This window comes from Sphingomonas sp. LT1P40 (assembly GCF_036663835.1).
GTDB lineage: Bacteria > Pseudomonadota > Alphaproteobacteria > Sphingomonadales > Sphingomonadaceae > Sphingomonas.
This window is the reverse complement of record NZ_JAXOJT010000001.1, coordinates 352,468-372,705: the sequence shown is the minus strand read 5'-3', so window position 1 is coordinate 372,705 and position 20,238 is coordinate 352,468. Positions and strand designations below refer to the sequence as shown.

At 63.9% G+C, this 20,238-nt stretch carries 21 protein-coding genes; 13 read left to right on the top strand and 8 right to left on the bottom strand.

Translation table 11 applies throughout. The annotated features are described in order from the left end of the window. Positions 1–56: 56 nt before the first annotated feature. From U1702_RS01810 to U1702_RS01795, 4 genes are all read left to right on the top strand, one after another. Positions 57–878, top strand: a complete 822-nt coding sequence (locus U1702_RS01810; RefSeq protein WP_332721535.1) for an alpha/beta hydrolase — start codon at positions 57–59, stop codon at positions 876–878. 85 nt (positions 879–963) lie between these two features. Then, positions 964–2,457 (top strand): L,D-transpeptidase family protein, encoded by a 1,494-nt coding sequence (locus U1702_RS01805; RefSeq protein WP_332721534.1) that lies wholly within the window; start codon positions 964–966, stop codon positions 2,455–2,457. A 13-nt stretch (positions 2,458–2,470) separates the two neighbouring features. Further along, entirely contained in the window at positions 2,471–3,019 is a 549-nt protein-coding gene (locus tag U1702_RS01800) for a hypothetical protein (protein WP_332721533.1), read from the top strand. Positions 3,020–3,047: 28 nt separating this feature from the next. Further along, on the top strand, positions 3,048–3,362 hold the full coding sequence (locus U1702_RS01795; RefSeq protein ID WP_332721532.1) for a hypothetical protein: 315 nt from the start codon (positions 3,048–3,050) through the stop codon (positions 3,360–3,362). 17 nt (positions 3,363–3,379) lie between these two features. Here the strand turns inward: U1702_RS01795 and U1702_RS01790 are convergent, their stop codons facing one another. Beyond that, the gene (locus U1702_RS01790) at positions 3,380–3,766 is read right to left on the bottom strand and encodes a protease inhibitor I42 family protein (protein WP_332721531.1); all 387 of its coding nucleotides are present in this window, start codon (positions 3,764–3,766) and stop codon (positions 3,380–3,382) included. Between the two features lie 29 nt (positions 3,767–3,795). Next, positions 3,796–4,920 (bottom strand): C1 family peptidase, encoded by a 1,125-nt coding sequence (locus tag U1702_RS01785; protein WP_332721530.1) that lies wholly within the window; start codon positions 4,918–4,920, stop codon positions 3,796–3,798. Between the two features lie 653 nt (positions 4,921–5,573). On the opposite strand from U1702_RS01785, the gene rplJ reads away from it, so the two are divergent. From rplJ to U1702_RS01770, 3 genes are all read left to right on the top strand, one after another. Then, a complete protein-coding gene (gene rplJ, locus U1702_RS01780) occupies positions 5,574–6,089 on the top strand; it encodes a 50S ribosomal protein L10 (protein WP_332721529.1) in 516 nt (171 codons plus the stop codon). A 53-nt stretch (positions 6,090–6,142) separates the two neighbouring features. After that, positions 6,143–6,520 carry a 50S ribosomal protein L7/L12 gene (rplL, locus tag U1702_RS01775; RefSeq protein WP_332721528.1) on the top strand — a complete coding sequence of 126 codons (378 nt, stop codon included), beginning with the start codon at positions 6,143–6,145 and terminating at the stop codon, positions 6,518–6,520. Positions 6,521–6,613: 93 nt separating this feature from the next. After that, positions 6,614–6,985 carry a hypothetical protein gene (locus U1702_RS01770; RefSeq protein WP_332721527.1) on the top strand — a complete coding sequence of 124 codons (372 nt, stop codon included), beginning with the start codon at positions 6,614–6,616 and terminating at the stop codon, positions 6,983–6,985. Here U1702_RS01770 and U1702_RS01765 read toward each other — a convergent pair. The 5 genes from U1702_RS01765 to U1702_RS01745 all read right to left on the bottom strand — a co-directional run bounded on the left by U1702_RS01765 (position 6,982) and on the right by U1702_RS01745 (position 13,484). After that, entirely contained in the window at positions 6,982–8,142 is a 1,161-nt protein-coding gene (locus tag U1702_RS01765) for a hypothetical protein (protein ID WP_332721526.1), read from the bottom strand. The two genes, U1702_RS01770 and U1702_RS01765, sit on opposite strands and share 4 nt — an antisense overlap. A 105-nt stretch (positions 8,143–8,247) precedes the next feature. Beyond that, on the bottom strand, positions 8,248–9,645 hold the full coding sequence (locus U1702_RS01760; RefSeq protein WP_332721525.1) for an LPXTG cell wall anchor domain-containing protein: 1,398 nt from the start codon (positions 9,643–9,645) through the stop codon (positions 8,248–8,250). A gap of 167 nt (positions 9,646–9,812) precedes the next feature. Continuing rightward, entirely contained in the window at positions 9,813–11,222 is a 1,410-nt protein-coding gene (locus U1702_RS01755) for a M16 family metallopeptidase (RefSeq protein WP_332721524.1), read from the bottom strand. A 1-nt stretch (position 11,223) separates the two neighbouring features. After that, positions 11,224–12,642 carry a M16 family metallopeptidase gene (locus U1702_RS01750; protein ID WP_332721523.1) on the bottom strand — a complete coding sequence of 473 codons (1,419 nt, stop codon included), beginning with the start codon at positions 12,640–12,642 and terminating at the stop codon, positions 11,224–11,226. A gap of 71 nt (positions 12,643–12,713) precedes the next feature. After that, on the bottom strand, positions 12,714–13,484 hold the full coding sequence (locus U1702_RS01745) for a competence/damage-inducible protein A (protein ID WP_332721522.1): 771 nt from the start codon (positions 13,482–13,484) through the stop codon (positions 12,714–12,716). Positions 13,485–13,548: 64 nt separating this feature from the next. Here U1702_RS01745 and map point away from each other — a divergent pair, with 64 nt between their 5' ends. The 4 genes from map to U1702_RS01725 are packed head-to-tail and all read left to right on the top strand — an operon-like array spanning position 13,549 to position 16,107. Continuing rightward, positions 13,549–14,376, top strand: a complete 828-nt coding sequence (gene map / locus U1702_RS01740) for a type I methionyl aminopeptidase (protein WP_332721521.1) — start codon at positions 13,549–13,551, stop codon at positions 14,374–14,376. Beyond that, positions 14,376–14,558, top strand: a complete 183-nt coding sequence (locus U1702_RS01735) for a hypothetical protein (RefSeq protein ID WP_332721520.1) — start codon at positions 14,376–14,378, stop codon at positions 14,556–14,558. Before map ends, U1702_RS01735 begins: the two co-directional genes overlap by 1 nt. Beyond that, positions 14,555–14,929: a hypothetical protein gene (locus U1702_RS01730; RefSeq protein ID WP_332721519.1), complete on the top strand. Its 375-nt coding sequence runs from the start codon at positions 14,555–14,557 to the stop codon at positions 14,927–14,929. The genes U1702_RS01735 and U1702_RS01730 overlap by 4 nt, the downstream gene beginning before the upstream one ends. After that, a complete protein-coding gene (locus tag U1702_RS01725; RefSeq protein ID WP_443026822.1) occupies positions 14,926–16,107 on the top strand; it encodes a BaiN/RdsA family NAD(P)/FAD-dependent oxidoreductase in 1,182 nt (393 codons plus the stop codon). The genes U1702_RS01730 and U1702_RS01725 overlap by 4 nt, the downstream gene beginning before the upstream one ends. Before the next feature lie 4 nt (positions 16,108–16,111). Here U1702_RS01725 and U1702_RS01720 read toward each other — a convergent pair whose 3' ends face one another. Then, positions 16,112–17,926, bottom strand: coding sequence for a DUF885 domain-containing protein (locus U1702_RS01720; protein WP_332721517.1), 1,815 nt, complete (start codon positions 17,924–17,926; stop codon positions 16,112–16,114). A 309-nt stretch (positions 17,927–18,235) separates the two neighbouring features. Here U1702_RS01720 and U1702_RS01715 point away from each other — a divergent pair, with 309 nt between their 5' ends. Then, positions 18,236–18,574, top strand: coding sequence for a P-II family nitrogen regulator (locus U1702_RS01715; RefSeq protein ID WP_332721516.1), 339 nt, complete (start codon positions 18,236–18,238; stop codon positions 18,572–18,574). Positions 18,575–18,693: 119 nt separating this feature from the next. Next, complete coding sequence (gene glnA, locus U1702_RS01710) at positions 18,694–20,106, top strand: type I glutamate--ammonia ligase (RefSeq protein ID WP_332721515.1); 1,413 nt, start codon at positions 18,694–18,696, stop codon at positions 20,104–20,106. Positions 20,107–20,238: the final 132 nt, after the last annotated feature.

Sequence of the window (20,238 nt, the reverse complement as noted above, 5' to 3'; positions counted from 1 at the left end):
TCGTCGTCGTTACGATCCCGTGATAAACCAGCCCCGACTCTGGCACGGGGGCGCACATGGCAGAAGAACGGATCACCCAACCCGACGGCACCGGCATCAACCTGCGGTCATGGCCCACGTCCGGTCCCGCAAAGGGGGCCGTAGTTCTCCAGCATGGCTTCAACGCCCATACGGCGCATCTCGACTGGGCGGGGCAGCAGCTGAATGCGGCTGGCTATGCCTGTTACGGCGTCGATCTGCGCGGGCGCGGCAAGTCGGATGGCGAGCGCTTCTTCGTCGATAGCTTCGATCAATATATCGCCGACACCCGCCTCGCCTTCGACAAGGCGCGGGCAGACCATCCAGGCCTGCCGGTCTTCATTCTGGGCCACAGCGCGGGCGGCGTCATCGCGACCAGCTTTGCGCTGCGCTATCAAATGGAGCTCGCTGGACTGATTTGCCACAGCTTTGCGTTTCGTGTCCCCGCGCCCGGCTTCGTGCTCGATCTGGTCACCTGGCTCAGCGGCGCCTTCCCACGGCTCAAGGTACTGAAGCTCAAGAATGAGGATTTCTCGCGTGACCCCGCCTGGGTTGCGATGATGAACGCCGATCCGCTGATCCATGACGAGCGTCAGCCCGCCAAGACCGTGGGACAGATGTGGAAGGCGGACCGGGTGCTGGAACGCTCCTTCCCGCAGATCACCCTCCCCGTCCTCATCATCCACGGGACCGAGGACCACGCCACATTGCCCGCAGGCAGCCAGATGTTCTTCGACAATGCGGGTGCAATCGACAAGACGCTGAAGCTGTATGACGGCCATTATCACGATCTCCTCGCGGACACCGGCAAGGCGGGGGTGATGGCGGACATCGTCGCGTGGCTCGACGCGCACGGATAAAAGCCGTCTGTCCGGCGCACAGCCGGGTGACATTCATCCCCGCCGCCTCTATCATCGCCACTCCGTGATAGGGATGATACATTCGATGTTCGCACGACCCGGGCCACGCGTTATCGCGGCCCTCCTGGCAATCGGCGGTTCCGCCTCCGCGCTCGCGCAGGAGGTGACCGCGCCGCCGCCAGCCACCAGTGCGATTCCGGCACCGTCGCAAAACACGCCGCAGCCAGCACCGGTGCAGATCGCGCCCATCCAGATCCCGCTCCCTACCTTGTCGCCCGAACAGGCCGATCAGGTCCGCCGCCTGATCGTGCTTGGCCGCATTTCGCAAGGGCTGCGCTATTCGACGGCCGAGGCGGAAGTGCTTCCCGCCGATGACGAGGGGCTGGTCCGCGCCGCGATCGACTATGCCCGCGCCACGCATATCGGACGCCTCGACACCAGCGATTTTCAGGAGGATTGGGCGCTGCGCCCCGCCGCCTGGGACCCCGTTCCCGACTTCGCCCGCGCGGTTCAGGCCAACCGCATCCCGGCCTGGTTCGCCAGCCTGACGCCGCAGTACGAAGGCTATGACAATCTCCGCAAGGGCCTTGCCCGCTATCGTCAGTTGGAAACGGTCGGCGGTTGGAGCGCGATCGCCGCTGGCCCGGACCTGTCGGCTGGATCGACCGGTCCGCGCGTCGCCGCGCTCCGCGCCCGCCTTTCGGTGGAGGATAATGGCGTCGACAGGATCGGCGACAAGTTCGACGCGCCGCTGAAGGAAGCCGTTCTTCGCGCCCAGCGCCGCTACGGCCTCGCCCCCACCGGTGTCGTCTCTACCGGCACGCTCGCCGCGCTCAATGTTCCCGTGTCCAGCCGCATCCGTCAGATCATGGCGAACATGGAACGCTGGCGCTGGATGCCAAAGGAAATGCCGGTCGATCGCATTCAGGTGAACATCGCGGCAGCACAGGTCGCGGTTTTCGAGGGCGACAAGCCCGTCATGTCGATGCGCGGTGTCACCGGAAAGCCCGGCGGCGGTGAGACGCCGATGCTGCAATCCAATATCCATTCCGTCGTGCTCAACCCGCCATGGAACGTGCCCGCCGGCATCGCCGCGCGTGAGCTGTTTCCCAAGGGCCCGGCCTATCTGGCACGCAACGGGTTCAAGGTGATCGGCACCGGCCCCAGCCGCCGCCTGCAACAGGCTCCGGCGATGTCGGCGCTGGGCAAGTTCAAGTTCGACTTCAACAACCCCTTCGCCGTCTATCTCCACGACACGCCCAGCAAGGGCAAATTCTCCAGCTATGACCGCCTCGCCAGCCATGGCTGCATCCGGCTGGAGCGCCCTGCCGATCTCGCGCGGCTGTTGCTGAACGGCAGCACGGTGTGGACGGATGAGGGGATCGACGCCGCGCTCGCCAAGGGTGAGACGGTGCGCGCACCGCTGCCGAAGCAGGTCGCGGTCTATCTGCTCTATTGGACCGCTTATGCCAGCGGGAACGGCACGATGAACTTTCGTGGCGACCCCTATGGCTGGGACAAGACGCTGGCATCCAAGATCGAAAAACGCTCCGCCGCCCAGGCACTCGCGGCACGCTGATCCCCAAAACCGAATGCGCGCCACCTTCTCGAAACTGATCTCGATGCAGTGGCAGGTCAATGCCGCCATCGCCTTGGCGCGCTTCTTCTACCGGCGCGTGCCGGTGGTCGGGCGGTTCGTCGGCATGTTCATCGACCGGTGCATCCTGGTCTTCTTCGGCATCGACGTCTGGTCGTTCTCGGTTGATATCAAACATTTGTCGATCGCGCATCCGGTGGGGGTCATGTTCGGCGGCGTCGGCGTCTATTCGCAAGGGCGCGTGGTAGTGATGTCGGGCGTGAAGTTCGGAGGCGGACGGCCGAACGATCCCGACTTCATCGAAAAAAGCCGTGCGGGCCGCACCTTCGTGTTGGGCGACAATGTCGTCATCGCAACCAATTCGACGTTGCTGGGGCCGCTGACGATCTGTGACAATGTGCTGGTCGGCGCGATGTCGCTGGTGACCAAATCGATCACCGAGCCCGGCGTCTATGCGGGCTGCCCCGCGCGCAAGATTTCCGATGAAGTCACGTTTGACTGGGTCGCGCATTTGCCCGATCCCCATGCTGAAACAATTGCCTGAACACGCAATGCTGCCCGGAACACGGAGAATGACCATGACCCGCCGCCTTTCCCTCACCGCCGCGCTCCTCGCCGCGACCGCGCTCGCCGCCTGTTCGGGCGGTTCGGACGGGCCACCGCCGCCCGAAAACGAAACTGAAAACGTGGTCGAGGTGATTAACGAAGCGCCAGTCGAGAATATCGCCGATCCCGAACCGTCGCCGACCCCCTCGCCCACCCCCGCACCGGTCGTGGAGGACGAGCGCGCGACCGAGGAACAGGTGATGGACGACGCCGATTCGGTCGGCATGACCGCACGCCTGCCGCGTCAGGATAGCGCGAACGAAACCGCCCCGGCGGAATAGCCGCATTTCGGTTATCGTCAGCGGACGCGCAGCGTGAAGCGGATCGTGCGGGCGTTCTTCGTGCCACCGGCAAAGGGCTGTTCATAGACGAAGCGCAGCACATGCTCGCCCGTCGTTGTCGCCGACAGCCGGAACCGCTGTATGTCCTGCCCACCGACGTCCTGACCGCCATCGCCCGGCCCCGTGGATGCCTCGAGCGATGGCAGCGGCGCGTCATCGGCGCGTCGCCAGCTATAGCCGGTGCCCAGTTGGGCCACGAGACGGACCTCGACCACGTCACCCCGCGCGGCGTCGATGACGCGCCCGGCCTCGGCCTCGGTCAGCTTGACCACGGAAGCCTCCGTCGCCGATCCGACCGCGCTGCCATCGCTGCACGCGGCCGCAGCGAGCAACGCCGCGGCCACGCCGATTCCGCCAGGTCGCCCCGGCTTCATTATGAGCCGACCGGCTCTGGCACCCGGAACGGCAGCCGCGAGCGACGGATCAGATCGAAGAATTTGGGGTTGATGACCAGCCCCGCGCGCACCGGGCGAACCCAGGATGCCGCATAGCCGATCCGGTTGCTGCCATAGCGGATCCACATATTCCCGCCGTCACCCCAGACCGCGCCCCAGCTGTTGCGGATCAGCCATGCCTGTTTGCTGTCGTCCCAGCCGATCAGGGTCACGCCATGATTGAGCGGACCATTATCGGTCTGGTTGAACACGCCGCCGCCATAGGCCTGAAACGCGGGTGTGACGCGCACCGCGACCGCGAGCGGGCCATATTGCGCGAGCGCCGCCTTTAGCTGTGCGACGCTGGGCACCGACGATCCGTTGCCGACATAGCCCCATGCCGATGCCCGGTAGAGCCCGTTCGGCGACGGCGTGCAGGTGCCGTTGGCCGCCGTATAGGGCATCTGGCTCTCGGTCCGGTCCTTCGTCCCCAGCAACCATGGGAACGCCCACCAGCCGCCCCCGCAGGTGCCGGCGCCGGAGCATGACAGGACATGCTGTTCCGACGAGTCGATCGCGCTGCCGTACAGCAGTCGATAGCTGCCCTCATACGCGCCCATCGTCGCAAACGCCCAGCAGCTGCCACAGCCGCCCTGATTGCGCACCGGCCCGAACGCCGACTGATAGCTGCACGTCGCCGATCCGGCGGCACAGGGCAGCGCGGCGAGCGTCACATTTTGTTCGGCCAGGAACTGCTTGTCGAGCTGCAGCGCCTGCACGGCAAAGCTGTTCACCTGCGGCGCGGTCGATGCGAGATCGGTGGGCGGTTTGAGCCCCGCCAGTTGCGACAGCGGGCGGTCCATCGCCTCGGTATAGCTGATGTTGAAGGTCCAGTTGTTCTGGACTGCCACGGACCGCAACTGCGTGATCTGGGTGCGGATCGCCGGTGATGCCTTGGTCAGGCGCTGGCTATAGATCGCCCGCTCCGGAATACGGATTGCTGACGGCTTGATCTGTGCAACGCCGGGTTGCCCGGCGGTAGGTCCGGCAAAGGAAGCGGCACCGACCGCGCCAAGTCCGGCAATGGCTGCGGCACCGACAATGATTGCGAATCTATAGTGCATTTCAACCTCTCCAACGTGTTCGAGCAAAAGGCACGCACGAAAACAACCGTCCAGTCATGGAAACGGCATATCGAGTTGGAACGCTAATTTTTACATTGAAAGCAGAGCGGCTATATCATCGGTAGTTGACTATTCCAAGTCTTTGGAAATCAGGGATCGATATTTACTTCGATGAGCAATTGATGAAGTCTTGTCTATAAGTTACTGTACTGTTTACGGAATCCGTATAGGTGGCGATTGTGACAATCGATGGCGTCGATACGCGCGGTCGGAATTCCGGTTCGGCCCATGCGCGTTCGCCGGTTGAGTGCAACGCGAGCGGCCCCAGAGTCGCAAACCGGGCGCGCGCGATCCCCGCCTTGACTTCCCCGCCCCGTCCGTTATTGGCGCGCCTTCGTTCGTTCGGGGGTGACCCTGTGCGCGCGAACCGTCCGAGACAGTAGGTGACCGGAATTTGCCGGTCTTAATTTCCTGCCAAGACGGGGACAGAGATTTTATCCGGCCTTGCCATTCGTGGCGTGTCCGGGTCAGCCCGCCGGAGCGATTCGGCCCTGACGATCATGCTCCCTCGGACAGTAGGGGGTTGGGCATCCGCCCATCCTCCGGCGTAACCGGCTCCAACCATCTGGTTGGGGTATTTTGAGGAGACCGGCATGGATCGTGCTCAGAAGACCGAAGCCGTTGCCGAGCTGAATCGCACCTTTAACGAGGTCGGCGTGGTGGTTGTCACCCGCAATCTCGGGATGACCGTCAAGCAATCGACGGACCTCCGCAACAAGATGCGTGCAGCTGGTGCGAGCTACCAGGTCGCGAAGAACCGCCTTGCCAAAATCGCGCTCGACGGCACCGACTACACGGTGCTGGCGGACCTGTTGACGGGTCCGACGGCGCTTTCCACCTCGATCGACCCCGTTGCTGCGGCAAAGGTGATGATCGAGTTCGCAAAGACCAATGACAAGATCGAAGTCATTGGCGGCGCGATGGGAAGCCAGCTGCTCGACGCGGAAGGCATCAAGGCACTCGCCTCGCTGCCGTCGCTGGATGAACTGCGTGCGAAGATCGTTGGTCTTATCGTTGCCCCGGCAACCAAGATCGCGACCATCACCCAGGCACCTGCGGCACAGCTTGCTCGTGTGCTTTCGGCATATGCGGAGAAGGAAGCCGCCTGAGGCGGTGTTCTTTCGCGATAATTTTCGAACCAATCTGATTGAAGGAATATCAAATGGCTGACCTGAACAAGCTCGTCGACGCCCTGTCGGAACTGACCGTCCTCGAAGCAGCTGAGCTGTCGAAGCTGCTCGAAGAGAAGTGGGGCGTTTCGGCTGCTGCCGCTGTTGCTGCGGCTCCTGCTGCTGGCGGCGGCGCCGCTGCCCCGGCTGCTGAAGAGCAGACCGAATTCGACGTGATCCTCACCGGCGACGGTGGCAAGAAGATCAACGTCATCAAGGAAGTCCGCGCGATCACGCAGCTCGGCCTGACCGAAGCCAAGGCACTCGTCGAAGGCGCGCCAAAGGCCGTCAAGGAAGGCGTGTCGAAGGACGAAGCCGAGAAGATCAAGAAGCAGCTCGAAGAAGCCGGCGCGACCGTCGAGGTCAAGTAAGCTTCTTCTGCTTCACGGCAGACGAAATGAAGGGGGCGGTCCGGCGACGGACCGCCCCTTTTCGTTGGGGCGCGCACGGGTTAGGCTGGTCAGATGACGGATTCACCGGTTCACAGCGTCGGATTGGGTGGGGACGGCGATGAGATTTGGGCGATCGAGGAAGTCGAAACAGCGTTTGGCGTAAAGCTTGACGATAAAGATGCGATCGGTTGGGTGACAGCAGGCGATGTGTTCCGCTCTTTGCACAAGGCGCTACCCAGTGTGGAGATGGGTACCCCGGAAGAGTGGAATCGTTTTGCGACGGCGCTCGCAAGGCAAACCGGCATTGATCCGGAACTGATCACGCCGGAAAGCCCCTTACTCGGCGAAACACGAATATGGCGGGTACTTGCTTGGATGCCCGCAGCAATCTTGCTCGCTCCTATAGCGATGCTCGTCGCAGCGGTCGCGGCTTACGACGGTTAGCCGGCCACCTTCGGCACATATCGCTTCGCCGCCAGCCGCCCAAAGCCCTCACCCGCGCGCTCTACCCATAGCGGCCCAAGCTTGTCGCTGCCCTGCGCCGGCGCAGTGCCGACCATGAACACGTCGCGCAGCGTGCGGATGCTGAGGCCGGCATACCAGCGTAGTGCGACCGGCAGGATCGGCACGAACATCGGCTTGCCCTGCACATTGACGACAGCCATCTGGTCGCCCGGCAGGCTCACTTGCCCGCTCAGCATATAGACGCCGCCCGGTGCCAGGCTGAACGGTTCCGCCCCCGCCGCCATGCGCGCGGCGGCGTGGAAGGCGGCGATCTGCTGGTCCTGCTCGGCATTGGCCCCGAGCAGCGCGAGCGTGGCGCGGATATTGTCGGCGGCCTCGGTCCCGCGATTCTGGATGAACAGCTCGAAATCGACCGTCACTATGCCGTCGCGGATCGCGGCACGCAGCGGACGCATTTCGGTGAGCAGCGGCCCCTCGGGCGGCGGCGCAGACGGCGCGGCGCGCGGTGCCGCTGGCTGCGCTGACGGCGCTCTGCGGTCGAGCGGGGGCGGACCCGGTGACGGAGCCGACGCGGGCGGCGTGAAGACAGGTGCCTCCTCCGCTTCCTCGTCCTCGCGACGACGACGGCGGCCAAACCACCAGCCAGCGGTGAGTCCCGCGACCAGCAACAGCGCGCCGCCCAGCACGGGCAACAGCCAGCCGGGCATCTCGCTCGCAGTCTCGGGATTGGCAGCGATGTCGGAGGTCAAATCGCTCTGGATTGGCGTCGCCGGTGTGACCGGCGTCATAGGCATATCGACCGGGCCGGGCGACGTTTCAGGGACCGGGGCGCTCGGCTGGGGCACAGGAGCGGCGCTGGTCGCGACCGAACGTGGCGCGGGGGTGCGGGTCGCCGTTGGCGATACCTGCGGGACCGGCACGGGACGGATCGGCACCGGAGTCGGCGCGGGCGTGGGTGCCGCCGTTGGGCGCGGTGTCGGGGTCTGGCCCGTCGGGGGCAGACTGAAATCCTGCATCGGCGGCGTGATAATCACCGGCTGCTGGCTGTTCTGGGCAGCGACCGGGGTCGCAGCGATGGCAGCGAGGAGCAGCAAGGGGAACAGCGCGGTGGTCGCGCGGAGATTTAGCAAAGTCACGGGCCGCGCGTTAGCATGATGCGAACGAACCCGCGCACCAAAAAATGCGCAGGTTCGGCGAAAACGATGCCCGCCCCGCCGCATATGCAACGGGGCGGGCGGTACTCATACCTTGGCGGGGACGCTGTGCAGCCGCGCCTCGATGTCGGCATACATTGCCGGGTCGTCCTGGACCGCGATCGGCACCAGATGTTCGCCACCGTTGACGCGGCCAATGGTGAAGGCAGCGGCAGTGCGGCCTTCACTGCCATCGGGCATGCGATAGCGGGCATCGGCGACGAGGATCGGAGTGAAGCCATCGTCGCTGTCACCCATTGCGGCATCGACATAGTCGCGCGGCATCGTGACCGATGCATCGAGGCGACGACCGTCGCCGGGCTCGATCCGCTCCGACGGCATCACCGAATCGGCGGGCGGATCGATCAGCAGCTGATCGATCGCGGCATCCTGTCCGGCATTGCCGCCCAGCATGAAGGCACCGATGCGGACATCTTCCGCCGCGATCCCGCCCGAATTGGCGACGGTCAGCTCGAACTCGACCATCGCACCGCGACGACTCATTCCTGCACGCGTAGGCCGCATAGCCAGCTCAAGCTGCGGACGGCTGCCGCTCGGTTTTACGCCGCCAAGCACCGCATCGATATCCGCCGCGTCGGGCGTGACCATCTCGGCATTTTCCAGCGCAGGCTGTGCCTCGGCCGGTTCGTCGATCTCTGCGATTTCGGTCTCACGGGTTTCCGCGACCGTCGGTCGCTGTATAAACAGCGGCGCTGCGGCGGCAGGATCGGCACGCGGAGCAACAGGTGCCTCGACGGCGCGCTCTTCATGCACCGGGGCTATTGCGACCGGTTCGGCGACCGGCTCATACGCCTCGGCTTCATAGGCTTCCTCATAGACATCGTCGTCACGACGGCGACGCAGCAGCATGAAGGCGGCGATCGCCGCAGCGGCAAGGCCAAGGCCCGCAAGCAGCAGCCAGATCGTGCTGCCGCCGGTTGCCGCTTCAGGCGCGACATCGGTTTCGGCAGTCGTTACCGGCGCGGTCTCGGCGGGCGGCGGCGCGACTTCAGCAGGAGGCGGCGTCACCGGCGTTGCGGCAACAGGGGCCGTCGGTTCGGGAACGGCAACGGGTGCAGGGGCGGCGACGGGTGCGGGTGCGCGTTCCGTCACGGGCGCGGGTCGTGCAGCGCGCGGCTGGGGCCGAGCCTCAGCGCGCTCGGCACGTGCGGCGCGCGCTGAGGCGGCCCGTTCGCGGGCCTCCTGCGCGGCTTGTTCGGCGACGCCGGGTGCGACCGGGGTGCGTGACTGTCCGGGCTGGGCGGGAGCCGTCGCCGCAGGAGGCGTAACCGGCGCAGGGGCCGGCGCAGGCTGGCTGGGCACGAGCACGGTCGGCGGGGTCACCGTCTCTTGTGCATAGGCGGTTGCGGGGATGGCGACCGCGGCCAAAAGCAGCGCGGCGGCCCGGCGATGCGCGATACGCGCGATGTTCGGGGTGTGGGTCATAACGGGGGTTCAATGACTGGAACCCGCGATTCGTCCCACCACAGGCTCAAAATTGCGGCGAGTTGTTCGCTGGCGCCGTTCAAATGATGATTCGGCGCGAACGTGAATGAAAGCGGGGGCAACTTGCATCGCCCCCGTTTCAACTGTCACAAAACTCGATCAGCACGTCACGGGACTGTGACTGTCTTGAACGTCATACCCTTCAACTCGGGTAGTGCCTGAAGCTGGGGCGTCACGACTTTAAGGTCGCCGACCACAACCAGCGTCATCTTGTCGAGCGGCAACAGCTTTGCCGACTCGCTCATCTGTGTCGGCGTTACGGCCAGCACGTCGGTCACGTATCGATTCAGCGCGTCGCGCGGCAAACCCAGCGTGTCACGGCTTGCGATCGTGCCGATCAGCGACCCCGCGGTGGAGTTCTGGATCACGAACAGTCCCGCCATATATTGCCGCATCCCGGCCGCCTCCTCGTCACCAGGCGGCGTCGTTTGAAGCGTGCGAATTTCGTAGAACACTTCCTTCAGCGCCGGCCCCGTCACCGCCGTCGTCACGTCGGCGTTGAACGTCCACACCGCATTGTGCGGAAAGAAGCCCAGGCCTGAGCCGGGGGAATAGGTGTAGCCCTTGGCCTCCCGGATGTTGCGCGTGATGCGCGAACTGAATGCCCCACCCAGCAGCGCATTCGATACCCGCATCGGGATTTCCCCGGGCGTTCCGGCGCGCGGGGCTGGATAGGAAATGCTGAACGTGGTCTGCGGCGCGCCTGGGCGGTCGATCAACAGCACTTGCGGGCCCGGTTTCGGGCTGGGTGGCAGCACCAGCCGATCCGGTCCGGCAGCCCAGCCCGCGAAAGCCTTCTCTACCGCCGCCTTCACCGCCGCCGCATCATATTTGCCCGCAATGTAGAGGTGCGAGCGTTTCGCCCCGTAATTACCGGTGTAGAACGCCTTCAATTGGGCGATCGTATAGGCGCTGAACTGCGCCGGCGTCGGCAACACCCGGCCATAGGGATGGTCGGTGCCATAATAGGCACGGGTGAGCGCGGCGTTGGCGAGCGTTCCCGGCTGCGTCAGCGCGACGGCCAGACGACGGTTCCAGTTGGCCTTGACCCGTGCCAGCTCGCTCTCTGGAAAGGTCGGGCGCTGTGCCACGTCGGCGACCAGCGTCACGGCATCCACGGCGCGGTCCGACAGCACGTTCAGCGATACGCTGCTGCTCTCGATCCCCGAATTGACGCCCAGCCCGCCGCCCATTTCGGCGGCCGCCTGTGCCAGCTGTGCCCCGGTTTTGCCCGCCGCACCCTCCCGCATCATGTCGGTCGTCAGGCCGGCGAGCCAGGTATCCTGCCCCTCGTTGATCGTACCGGCATATGTAATGAGCGACACCACCGTTTTCGGCGTGACGCCATAAGGGATCAGCGTCACCTTCATCCCGTTGGCCAGCGTATAGGTCTCCGTCGCCGGAACCGTGAACGGCTTGGGCGCCGGGATCGGCGGCGGCGTGGTGGGAAGCTCCTGCGCGGCGACAGGGCCGGCAAGCAGGGCGGCGGCCGTCAGGCTGGTGATCGTGCGGCGCATATTACTTGGCTCCCGCTGGCTTGGGCGCAGCGGCGGGGGCCGCGCCGGGATCGATCACATAGATCGAGCGGTTGGTGGGGCGCAGATACTCCTGCGCAGTTTTCTGGATCAGCGCGGGCGTCACCTTGGCGAAGCCGTCCTCGATTCCATTGACCTTGGCTGGATCGTTGTCGAACAGCGCATAGACCGCGAGCAGATCGATCAGGCCGATCCGACCGGTGCCGTCGATCGTCGAATAAAGCGACGAACGCATCTTCGTGCGCGCACGCGTCAGTTCCGCTGCGGAGACGGGTTTCGTCCGCAGATCCTCGATCACGCTATCCACCGCCGTCTTGATCTCGTCGCGGCTGCGGTTGGCGTCGTGCGTAAAGCTGAAGCTCCACAGCATCGGCCCGGAATAGTTGAACATGTTGCCGAGCAGGTTGTTGATGCCCCCGCTCACCTCGCCCGCAATCCCGGTTTCCGCGACCAGCTTGCGGTACAGGCGGCTGTCCTGCCCCTTGACCAGCATCTGATCGATCAGGCCCATCGCATACCATTCGGGCGTGCCGCGTGCGGGCACATGATAGCCCGCCGCCCAGCCCGGCTTCGGTGCCAGCGCATCGGTGCGTGCACGATATTTCTCCGCCGTCTGGCGCGGCTCGGTCAGGTCCGGCAGCTTGACCGCCGGTGCCTTCGGCATCCAGCCGAAATATTTCTCTACCATCGCGCGGGTCGCCGCGTAATCGAGGTCGCCGGCAACGACGAGCACCGCGTTGGATGGCTTGTAGAAGGTGTCGTGGAACTGCTTCGCATCCGCGACCGTCGCGGCTTCGATCTCTTTCAGCTCACCATAGAAATTGTGGCTGTTATACCAGTTGGTGTTGGCCAGCATCGGCAGATCTATCCACGGCCAGGTGCCATAGGGCTGGTTGAGGACGTTGACCTTGACCTCGTTACCGACGACGCCCTGCTGGTTCTTCAGCACTTCATCGTTGATGACCGGGCTGGCCATGCGATCGGCCTCCAGCCACAACATCCGTTCCAGCGCGTTGGACGGCACCACCTCGAAATAATTGGTGAAGTCGAAGCGGGTCGATCCGTTCTGGATGCCGCCGACATTGGCGACGGTCGAGATCATCACGCCCTTTGGCGCGTTTTTCGATCCTTGGAACAACAGATGCTCGAACAGATGCGCGAAACCGGTGCGCTCCTTCGGCTCGATCCGGAACCCGATGCCGTAATAGACGCCAACGGTGACGGTGGGTGAGATCGTGTCCTTCGCCAGCACGACGCGCAGACCGTTGGGCAGCGTGAAATATTGCGTCTCGACCGCCAGCTTCTGTGCCGCGCCCTGCGCCGCCGCCGGTACCGCCGTCAGCCCGAGCGGCATTGCCGCCCCGGCCAGCGCAAGCGCCGCCACCCATCGTTTCATCGTCATGCCGAACCCCTATGAACTGCGAATGTGTGTTAGCGTATCAGCACAGGACAGCAGGTCAACGCGGAAGTTCTTCAGATTCCGCCCGCCGTCACATCGCGCCCGGTACTCGTCAGCTTCGCGGTCAGGTCGGCGATGCAGGCATCGACCACCGCCTGCTCCGTTGCGCGCACCACGAAGTTGGCACCTGTGCGCCCCTCGCGGAAAAACGGATAGCTGCCGATGGCGACACCCGCATGCGCCTTTTCGGTTTCACGCAGAACCTCGGCGATCTCGCTTTCGGCGACCCAGCAACCGATCGTCCCGCTGACCACCGGCTTGCCGCCCTCCAGCGTGCCGGTCAGCGCGTCGAGCATCCCCGCCGTGATGTGCGGCACCCCGGCCATGATGAACAAATTGCCGACGCGGATACCCGGCGCACCCGACATTTTGTTGGGGATCAGATCCGCCCCTTCCGGCACGCGCGCCATGCGCAGCCGCGCTTCGGTGATCCCGCCGCGCGTCTCGTAATAGCGTTCAAGCGTGGCGCGCGCCGCCGGGTGGATGACGACCGGCACGCCCAGTGCCACCGCGATCGCATCGACAGTGATGTCGTCATGCGTCGGCCCGATCCCGCCGGTGGTGAAGCAATAGTCGTTTTCGGTGCGCAGCGCGTTGACCGCCGCGACGATGCGATCCGGCACGTCCGGCACCACGCGTACCTCGGCCAGCTGGATGCCCTGGACGTTCAGCCACGTCGCAAGCTGCGCTATATTCTTGTCCTGTGTCCGACCCGACAGGATCTCGTCGCCGATTACCACCAGCCCCGCGGTCCAGATGCGTTCGTCTGTTTCTTGGCCGCTCATGCGACTGCCCATAGCGCGCCCTACCCCCCTCGCAAAGCGCTGACATTTGGACTATATCGCGCGCATGACCGAGTATCAGATCGTAACCGCCGACACGAACTTCGCCCGCGACGGGGCGATCAAGCTTTACGGGCCGGACGGCTTCGCCGGCATGCGCGCTGCCGGGCGGCTGGCGGCGGAAATCCTCGACGCGCTGGTGCCGCATGTCGTGCCCGGCGTGACCACGGCGGAACTCGACGATTTCGTGCGGCAGCGCATGCTCGACGGCGGCTCGGTACCCGCGACGCTCGGCTATCGCGGCTATACGCATTCATGCTGCATCAGCATCAACCACGTCGTCTGCCATGGCATTCCGGGGCCAAAGACGCTGAAGGACGGCGACATCGTCAACATCGACGTGACCCCGCTGCTTGACGGCTGGCATGGCGACACCAGCCGTATGTACCTCGTTGGCAATGTGCCGCTGAAAGCAAAGCGGCTGGTCGACGTGACCTATGAATGCCTGATGCTCGGTATCGCACAGGCAAAGCCCGGCAATCATATGGGCGATGTCGGCCACGCGATTCAGCGGCATGCCGAGGCGCATCGCTACGGCGTGGTCCGCGATTTCTGCGGCCATGGGTTAGGCCGCGTGTTCCACGATGCGCCCGAGGTCGTCCATGTCGGTCGCCCGGGCACGGGGCCTGAGTTGAAACCCGGCATGTTCTTTACGATCGAGCCGATGATCAACATCGGTCGTCCCGACGTAAAATTGCTCGACGATGGCTGGACGGCGGTGACGCGCGACCGCTCGCTGTCGGCACAGTTCGAACATTCGATCGGCATTACCGAGGATGGCTGCGAGATTTTCACGCAATCGCCGACCGGGCGTCATGCCCCGCCCTACGCCTGATGGCCGCCGAGAAGTTCGAGCGGCACCGTCAGCCATGGCGGCAAGACGAAATCCAGAAACTGCACACGCTAGCCAAGAAGGGCATGGCGCTGAAAGCGATCGCCAAGGCGCTGACCCGCAGCGAGGAGTCGGTGAAGGATCGTGCAAAGGAAGACGGCCTGCCGATCGCGAAATTGCGGTGAGCAAGCCCGACCCTTTGTACGGGCGCGCGATCGATATTTTGGAGCGCCAAGGCAACGGTCATGCGTTGCCTATTTTGCGCAAGCTCGCGATGCGGCGTTATTCGCCCGCATTGGCCGTTCTAAGCGATTTTGAGAGCCCCGCACGGTCGTTGCGGCTTCAACGCATTGCCGCTGCAACCGGTGACCCCACTGCAATGTACAATTTATCGGTCGAATACCTCAATCGCGGCAACATGAGCCTTTATCGATATTGGCTGGCACGGGCAGCGCGGATTGATCTGGACGCACGCGAAGAGTTGCGGACATTTCGCACCCGATTTCCGCACGAGAACATGCGTCGGCTGCGCAGGCTGTGCCCGGCACACCTGTGAATGTAACCAGCAAGTATGACGCCATCATCCTCGGCGCAGGCGCCGCCGGACTGATGTGCGCCGCCATCGCGGGCCAGCGTGGCCGCCGCGTCCTGCTGATCGATCACGCCGAGCGGGTCGGAAAGAAGATCCTCATCTCTGGCGGCGGGCGGTGCAATTTCACCAACATCCACACCGCGCCCGACCGCTACATTTCCGCCAACCCGCATTTCGCCAAATCGGCGCTGCGCCGCTACACCGCGCAGGACTTCCTCGCCTTGGTCGATCGCTACGGCATCGCATGGCATGAAAAAACGCTGGGCCAACTCTTCTGCAACGGCAGCGCGCGTCAGATCGTCGACATGATGCTCGCGGAATGTGCCACAGGCGGCGTCGAGATCGCGCTGGGCGAAGCGATCCGCGACGTGACCCATGCCGATGGCCAGTATCGCGTCACGTTCGGCGACCGCGAAGCAACCGCCCCGGCGCTGGTGATCGCCACCGGCGGGCCATCAATCCCGAAAATGGGCGCGACCGGCTTCGCATACGATCTCGCCCGCAAATTCGGCCTGAAGGTCGTTGAACCCCGCCCCGCGCTTGTGCCGCTCACGCTGGGTGGCAATGAAGTCCTGTTCCGCGACCTCTCCGGTATCGCCGCGCCGGTCGAGGCACGCGCTGGCAAAGCGAAGTTCCGCGAGGCTGCCCTGTTCACACATCGCGGTCTGTCCGGCCCCGCGATCCTGCAAATCAGTTCCTATTGGCGGCACGGCGAGCCGGTGGCGATCGACTTCCTGCCCGATCGTCCCCGCGACTGGCTGATCGAAGCCAAGCGCAGCCAGCCCCGCACGACCCTGCGCAAACTCCTAACCGACGCCCTCCCCGCCCGTCTCGCCGACATCCTCGCCGCAAAGGTCGTGCTCGACGCCGAACTCGCCAACACTCCCGACCGCGCGCTGAACGCCGCCGCCGAACGCCTGTCCGCCTGGGCGTTCCATCCCAACGGCACCGGAGGCTATGCCAAGGCCGAAGTCACCATCGGCGGCATCAGCACCGCCGGATTGTCATCGCAGACGATGGAAGCCCGCGACGTCCCCGGCCTCTACGCGATTGGCGAAGCGGTGGACGTGACCGGCTGGCTCGGCGGTTATAATTTCCAATGGGCGTGGGCGAGTGGCTGGGCGGCCGGTCAGGCAATCTGACGCCTCACTTCACCCCCGCCACCCAGTCCGCGACCTTCTTCTCCAGCACAGGCATCGGCAGCGCTCCCGTGTCCAGCACCGCCGCATGGAAGCCGCGCGGATCGAACTTCGCGCCAAGCGCCGCCTTGGCATCGGCTTTCGCCTTCAGGATCGTCAGCTGCCCGATCTTGTACGCCAGCGCTTGCCCCGGCATCGCGATATAGCGCTCGACCTCTGCGATCGCATCGGTCTTCGGCATTGGCGAGTTGGCGATCATATAGTCGATCGCCTGTTCGCGGCTCCAGCCCTTGGCATGGAGGCCGCTGTCGACCACCAGCCGCATCGCGCGCAGCATTTCGTCCGACAGGCCGCCCATCCGCTGATACGGCTCCACCGCCACGCCCAACTCATTATATAGCGTCTCGGCATACAGCGCCCAGCCCTCGGCATAGGCGGTGTTGCCGCCGAAGCGCATGAAGGCCGGCAGCGCTTCATTCTCCTGCGCCAGGCTGATCTGGAAATGATGCCCCGGCGCAGCTTCGTGCAGGTACAAGGTTTCCATGCCCCAGGTGTAGCGGATCGGCAGATCATAGGTGTTGTAATAGAAAATGCCGGGCCGTGACCCGTCGGGCGACCCTGGATTATAGCTGCCCGCCGCATCGGTCTTGGCGCGATATTCCGGGACGGGGCGGATCTCGAGCGGCGTCTTGGGGATCAGCGAGAATTGCTCTCGCACCCGCGCATCGACGCGCTTGCCGATCGCCTCATACCCCTCGCGCAACGCATCGGCGCTCTTTGGCGCGAATTGCGGGTCGGTGCGCAGGAAGGTGAAGAATTCGGGCAGCGTTCCCTTAAACCCGACCTTTGTCTTTTGCGCCTCCATCTCGCCCAGGATGCGCTTGACCTCCGACAGCCCCAGATTGTGGACGTAATCCGCCGTCAGCGGCAGCGTGGTGTTCGACAGGATCGCATTGTCGTAGACCGCCGCACCGCCCGGGAGCGCCGACGTGCCCACCGTATCGCGCGCTGCCGGCAGATATTCGTTGGCCAGGAAATCGCGCATCTTCTTGTGCGCCGGCTGGATCACATTGCGTATTTGCGTCGCATAGGCGGCCTTCAACCGCGCCTGATCCGCCGCGCCGATGCCGTCGGGGAATTTGGTCACCGGCGCGTAGAGCACCGATCCCTCGACGCCTTGCGCCAGCAGATTGTCGAACTGGCCGATCATGTTGTTCACCACCAGCTTGGGCTGCGTGATCTTCTTCGCCATCCCCTTGCGAAACCAGCCGATGATCCGGTCATAGATCGCAGCATATTCGGCATTACGCTTCAGGTTGTTTTCATAGTCCAGCACCGTTTTGAAGGGTGCGGCTCCCTGCCCCGACGCGAAGTCAGGATAAAAGCCCTGAAGCCCACGAAAATGATCGATCGGCAGGTACAGCGTCACGGCAAGCAGCTTCGGGTCGAAGCCGCGCAAGCCGCGTTCGGTATCCGATTTGAATACGTCGTAGGCGACTTGATTGACGCGGGTGAGTTTCGCACGTTCGATGCGTTTCAAGCCGGCCAGATCTGCCTCGGCCGCCTTCTTCTCGGCCATCAGCGCGGCTTCGGTGTAGAACTCCCCGACACTGTCGGCATAACGCAGGTCGCCGCGAAAGATCGCGCTGATCGGATTGCGCTTGAGCGATGCTTCGTCGCTTTCGTGGAACAGGGTCTTGAGCTTCACATCCTCGGCACCTTCACCGGGCAGCGCGGTTGGCGGCGCCGCCTGCTGGGCAGTGGCGGCAGTAACGGCAGTGCCGACAAGCGAGGCCGCGAGAATCAGGCGAGTATAGCGCATTGGGGGAACTTCCGGATCAGGAGGTGGATTAGCCATCTGCTACACCGACACCAGAACCCCGGCAAGGCTGCACCGCAATCGCGCAAGCGTTGCGCATTGCTGCCCATTTGTTAGGCAGTTGTTAACCGGCGCTGGCGCGTTACCCGCGCATTTCCGCCGCTTCTATTCTGGCACGGCTCGTGCAAACTTGCGCGACAGGGGGCGTTTCGCTTGATCCATTCGGAAAGCGTGTCAGCATTGACACGACAAGGCGAAACCGGGGCAAGTCCCCGAGTAATGTGCTGGGCACGACAAAAGGAATGAATGGCCGTGAAAAAGATCGAAGCCATCATCAAGCCGTTCAAGCTGGATGAGGTGAAGGAGGCGCTGCACGAAGTGGGCGTATCGGGGATTACCGTGACCGAGGCCAAGGGGTTCGGACGGCAAAAGGGGCATACCGAATTGTATCGCGGTGCCGAATATGTCGTCGATTTCCTGCCCAAGGTGAAGCTGGAAGTGGTGGTCGAGGACGCGCTGGCCGAACGCGTGGTCGAGGCGATCGCGGCGTCGGCACAGACCGGGCGGATCGGCGACGGCAAGATCTTCGTAACAGCCGTCGAAACCGCGTTGCGCATCCGCACTGGCGAGCGCGACGATAATGCAATTTAACGCGCAATGCGCTTGGGCCATTTGACGCGCTGCAAAAATTTCTGAAAACTGCGCTGCGGCGCAACATGATTCTCCGGCAACAGCCGGACCGATGAGCGAGAGAAAGGGGCTAGGTTCCAATGGCTAACACCGCCAGCGACATTCTGAAGATGGTCAAGGATCAGGAGATCGAGTGGATCGACCTGCGTTTCACCGACCCCAAGGGCAAGTGGCAGCATCTGACGATGGTCGCCAGCGTGATGGGCGAAGACGAGTTGACCGACGGCCTGATGTTCGACGGTTCGTCGATCGAGGGCTGGAAGGCGATCAACGAGTCCGACATGGTGCTGAAGCCCGATCTGGACGCGGTGTGGACCGATCCGTTCAGCGCCACGCCCATGCTGATCCTGGTATGCGACATCGTCGAGCCTTCGACCGGCGAGCTGTATTCGCGCGATCCGCGCTCGTGCGCCAAGCGCGCCGAAGCCTATGTCAAGACGCTGGGGATCGGCGACACCGTCTATGTCGGCCCCGAGGCCGAGTTCTTCATGTTCGACGATGTCCGCTTCGAAAACAGCTATGCGACCAGCTATTACGCGATCGACGACATCGAACTGCCCGGCAATTCCAGCAAGGAATATGAAACCGGCAATATGGGCCACCGTCCGCGCGCCAAGGGCGGCTATTTCCCCGTCGCCCCGGTCGACAGTGCGGTCGATATCCGTGGCGAGATGGTCTCGACCATGCTCGAAATGGGTCTGCCCTGCGACAAGCATCACCATGAAGTCGCGGCTGCGCAGCATGAGCTGGGCCTGACCTTCGGCACGCTGGTGACGACGGCGGATCGCATGCAGATCTACAAGTACGTCGTGCATCAGGTCGCGCACGCCTATGGCAAGACCGCGACCTTCATGCCGAAGCCGATCAAGGAAGATAACGGCTCGGGCATGCACACCCACATCTCGATCTGGGAAGGTGGCAACAACACCTTCGCGGGCAATGGCTATGCCGGTCTCAGCGAAGCATGCCTCTATTTCATCGGCGGCGTCATCAAGCACGCCAAGGCGCTCAACGCCTTCACCAACCCCACCACCAACAGCTATAAGCGACTGGTGCCGGGTTACGAGGCACCCGTGCTGCTCGCCTATTCGGCGCGCAACCGTTCGGCGTCGTGCCGCATTCCTTATGGTGCGGGTACCAAGGCAAAGCGCGTCGAGTTCCGCTTCCCCGACGCGTTGGCGAACCCGTATCTCTGCTATGCGGCTTTGCTTATGGCCGGTCTCGACGGCATCCAGAACAAAATCCATCCGGGTGAGCCGATGGACAAGAACCTCTATGACCTGCCCCCGGCCGAACTGGAGCTGGTGCCGACCGTCTGCGCATCGCTGCGTGAAGCGCTGGAATCGCTGACGGCGGACATGGACTTCCTGCTCAAGGGCGACGTGTTCACCAAGGATCAGATCGAAGCCTATATCGACCTGAAATATGAGGACGTGGCGCGCTGGGAAATGACCCCCAGCCCGGTCGAATTCGAGATGTACTACTCGTCCTGATCGCCGGTTCGCAGCGCCGTTCCGGGGGGAAGCGGCGCCGGACAGCGAGACGCCCGGGTCGACAGGCCCGGGCGTTTTCGTTTGTGCGGTGCAACGTGCCATTCCGGCAACGTCACGATTTTGTCATCATGC

What these genes read in the sequence shown, in the direction of transcription:
- U1702_RS01810 (WP_332721535.1), top strand. Translation starts at nt 57, where the DNA reads ATGGCAGAAGAACGGATCACCCAACCCGACGGCACCGGCATCAACCTG.
- U1702_RS01805 (WP_332721534.1), top strand. Translation starts at nt 964, where the DNA reads ATGTTCGCACGACCCGGGCCACGCGTTATCGCGGCCCTCCTGGCAATC.
- U1702_RS01800 (WP_332721533.1), top strand. Translation starts at nt 2,471, where the DNA reads ATGCGCGCCACCTTCTCGAAACTGATCTCGATGCAGTGGCAGGTCAAT.
- U1702_RS01795 (WP_332721532.1), top strand. Translation starts at nt 3,048, where the DNA reads ATGACCATGACCCGCCGCCTTTCCCTCACCGCCGCGCTCCTCGCCGCG.
- U1702_RS01785 (WP_332721530.1), bottom strand. Translation starts at nt 4,920, where the DNA reads ATGCACTATAGATTCGCAATCATTGTCGGTGCCGCAGCCATTGCCGGA.
- rplJ (WP_332721529.1), top strand. Translation starts at nt 5,574, where the DNA reads ATGGATCGTGCTCAGAAGACCGAAGCCGTTGCCGAGCTGAATCGCACC.
- rplL (WP_332721528.1), top strand. Translation starts at nt 6,143, where the DNA reads ATGGCTGACCTGAACAAGCTCGTCGACGCCCTGTCGGAACTGACCGTC.
- U1702_RS01770 (WP_332721527.1), top strand. Translation starts at nt 6,614, where the DNA reads ATGACGGATTCACCGGTTCACAGCGTCGGATTGGGTGGGGACGGCGAT.
- U1702_RS01760 (WP_332721525.1), bottom strand. Translation starts at nt 9,645, where the DNA reads ATGACCCACACCCCGAACATCGCGCGTATCGCGCATCGCCGGGCCGCC.
- U1702_RS01755 (WP_332721524.1), bottom strand. Translation starts at nt 11,222, where the DNA reads ATGCGCCGCACGATCACCAGCCTGACGGCCGCCGCCCTGCTTGCCGGC.
- U1702_RS01750 (WP_332721523.1), bottom strand. Translation starts at nt 12,642, where the DNA reads ATGACGATGAAACGATGGGTGGCGGCGCTTGCGCTGGCCGGGGCGGCA.
- U1702_RS01745 (WP_332721522.1), bottom strand. Translation starts at nt 13,484, where the DNA reads ATGAGCGGCCAAGAAACAGACGAACGCATCTGGACCGCGGGGCTGGTG.
- map (WP_332721521.1), top strand. Translation starts at nt 13,549, where the DNA reads ATGACCGAGTATCAGATCGTAACCGCCGACACGAACTTCGCCCGCGAC.
- U1702_RS01735 (WP_332721520.1), top strand. Translation starts at nt 14,376, where the DNA reads ATGGCCGCCGAGAAGTTCGAGCGGCACCGTCAGCCATGGCGGCAAGAC.
- U1702_RS01720 (WP_332721517.1), bottom strand. Translation starts at nt 17,926, where the DNA reads ATGCGCTATACTCGCCTGATTCTCGCGGCCTCGCTTGTCGGCACTGCC.
- glnA (WP_332721515.1), top strand. Translation starts at nt 18,694, where the DNA reads ATGGCTAACACCGCCAGCGACATTCTGAAGATGGTCAAGGATCAGGAG.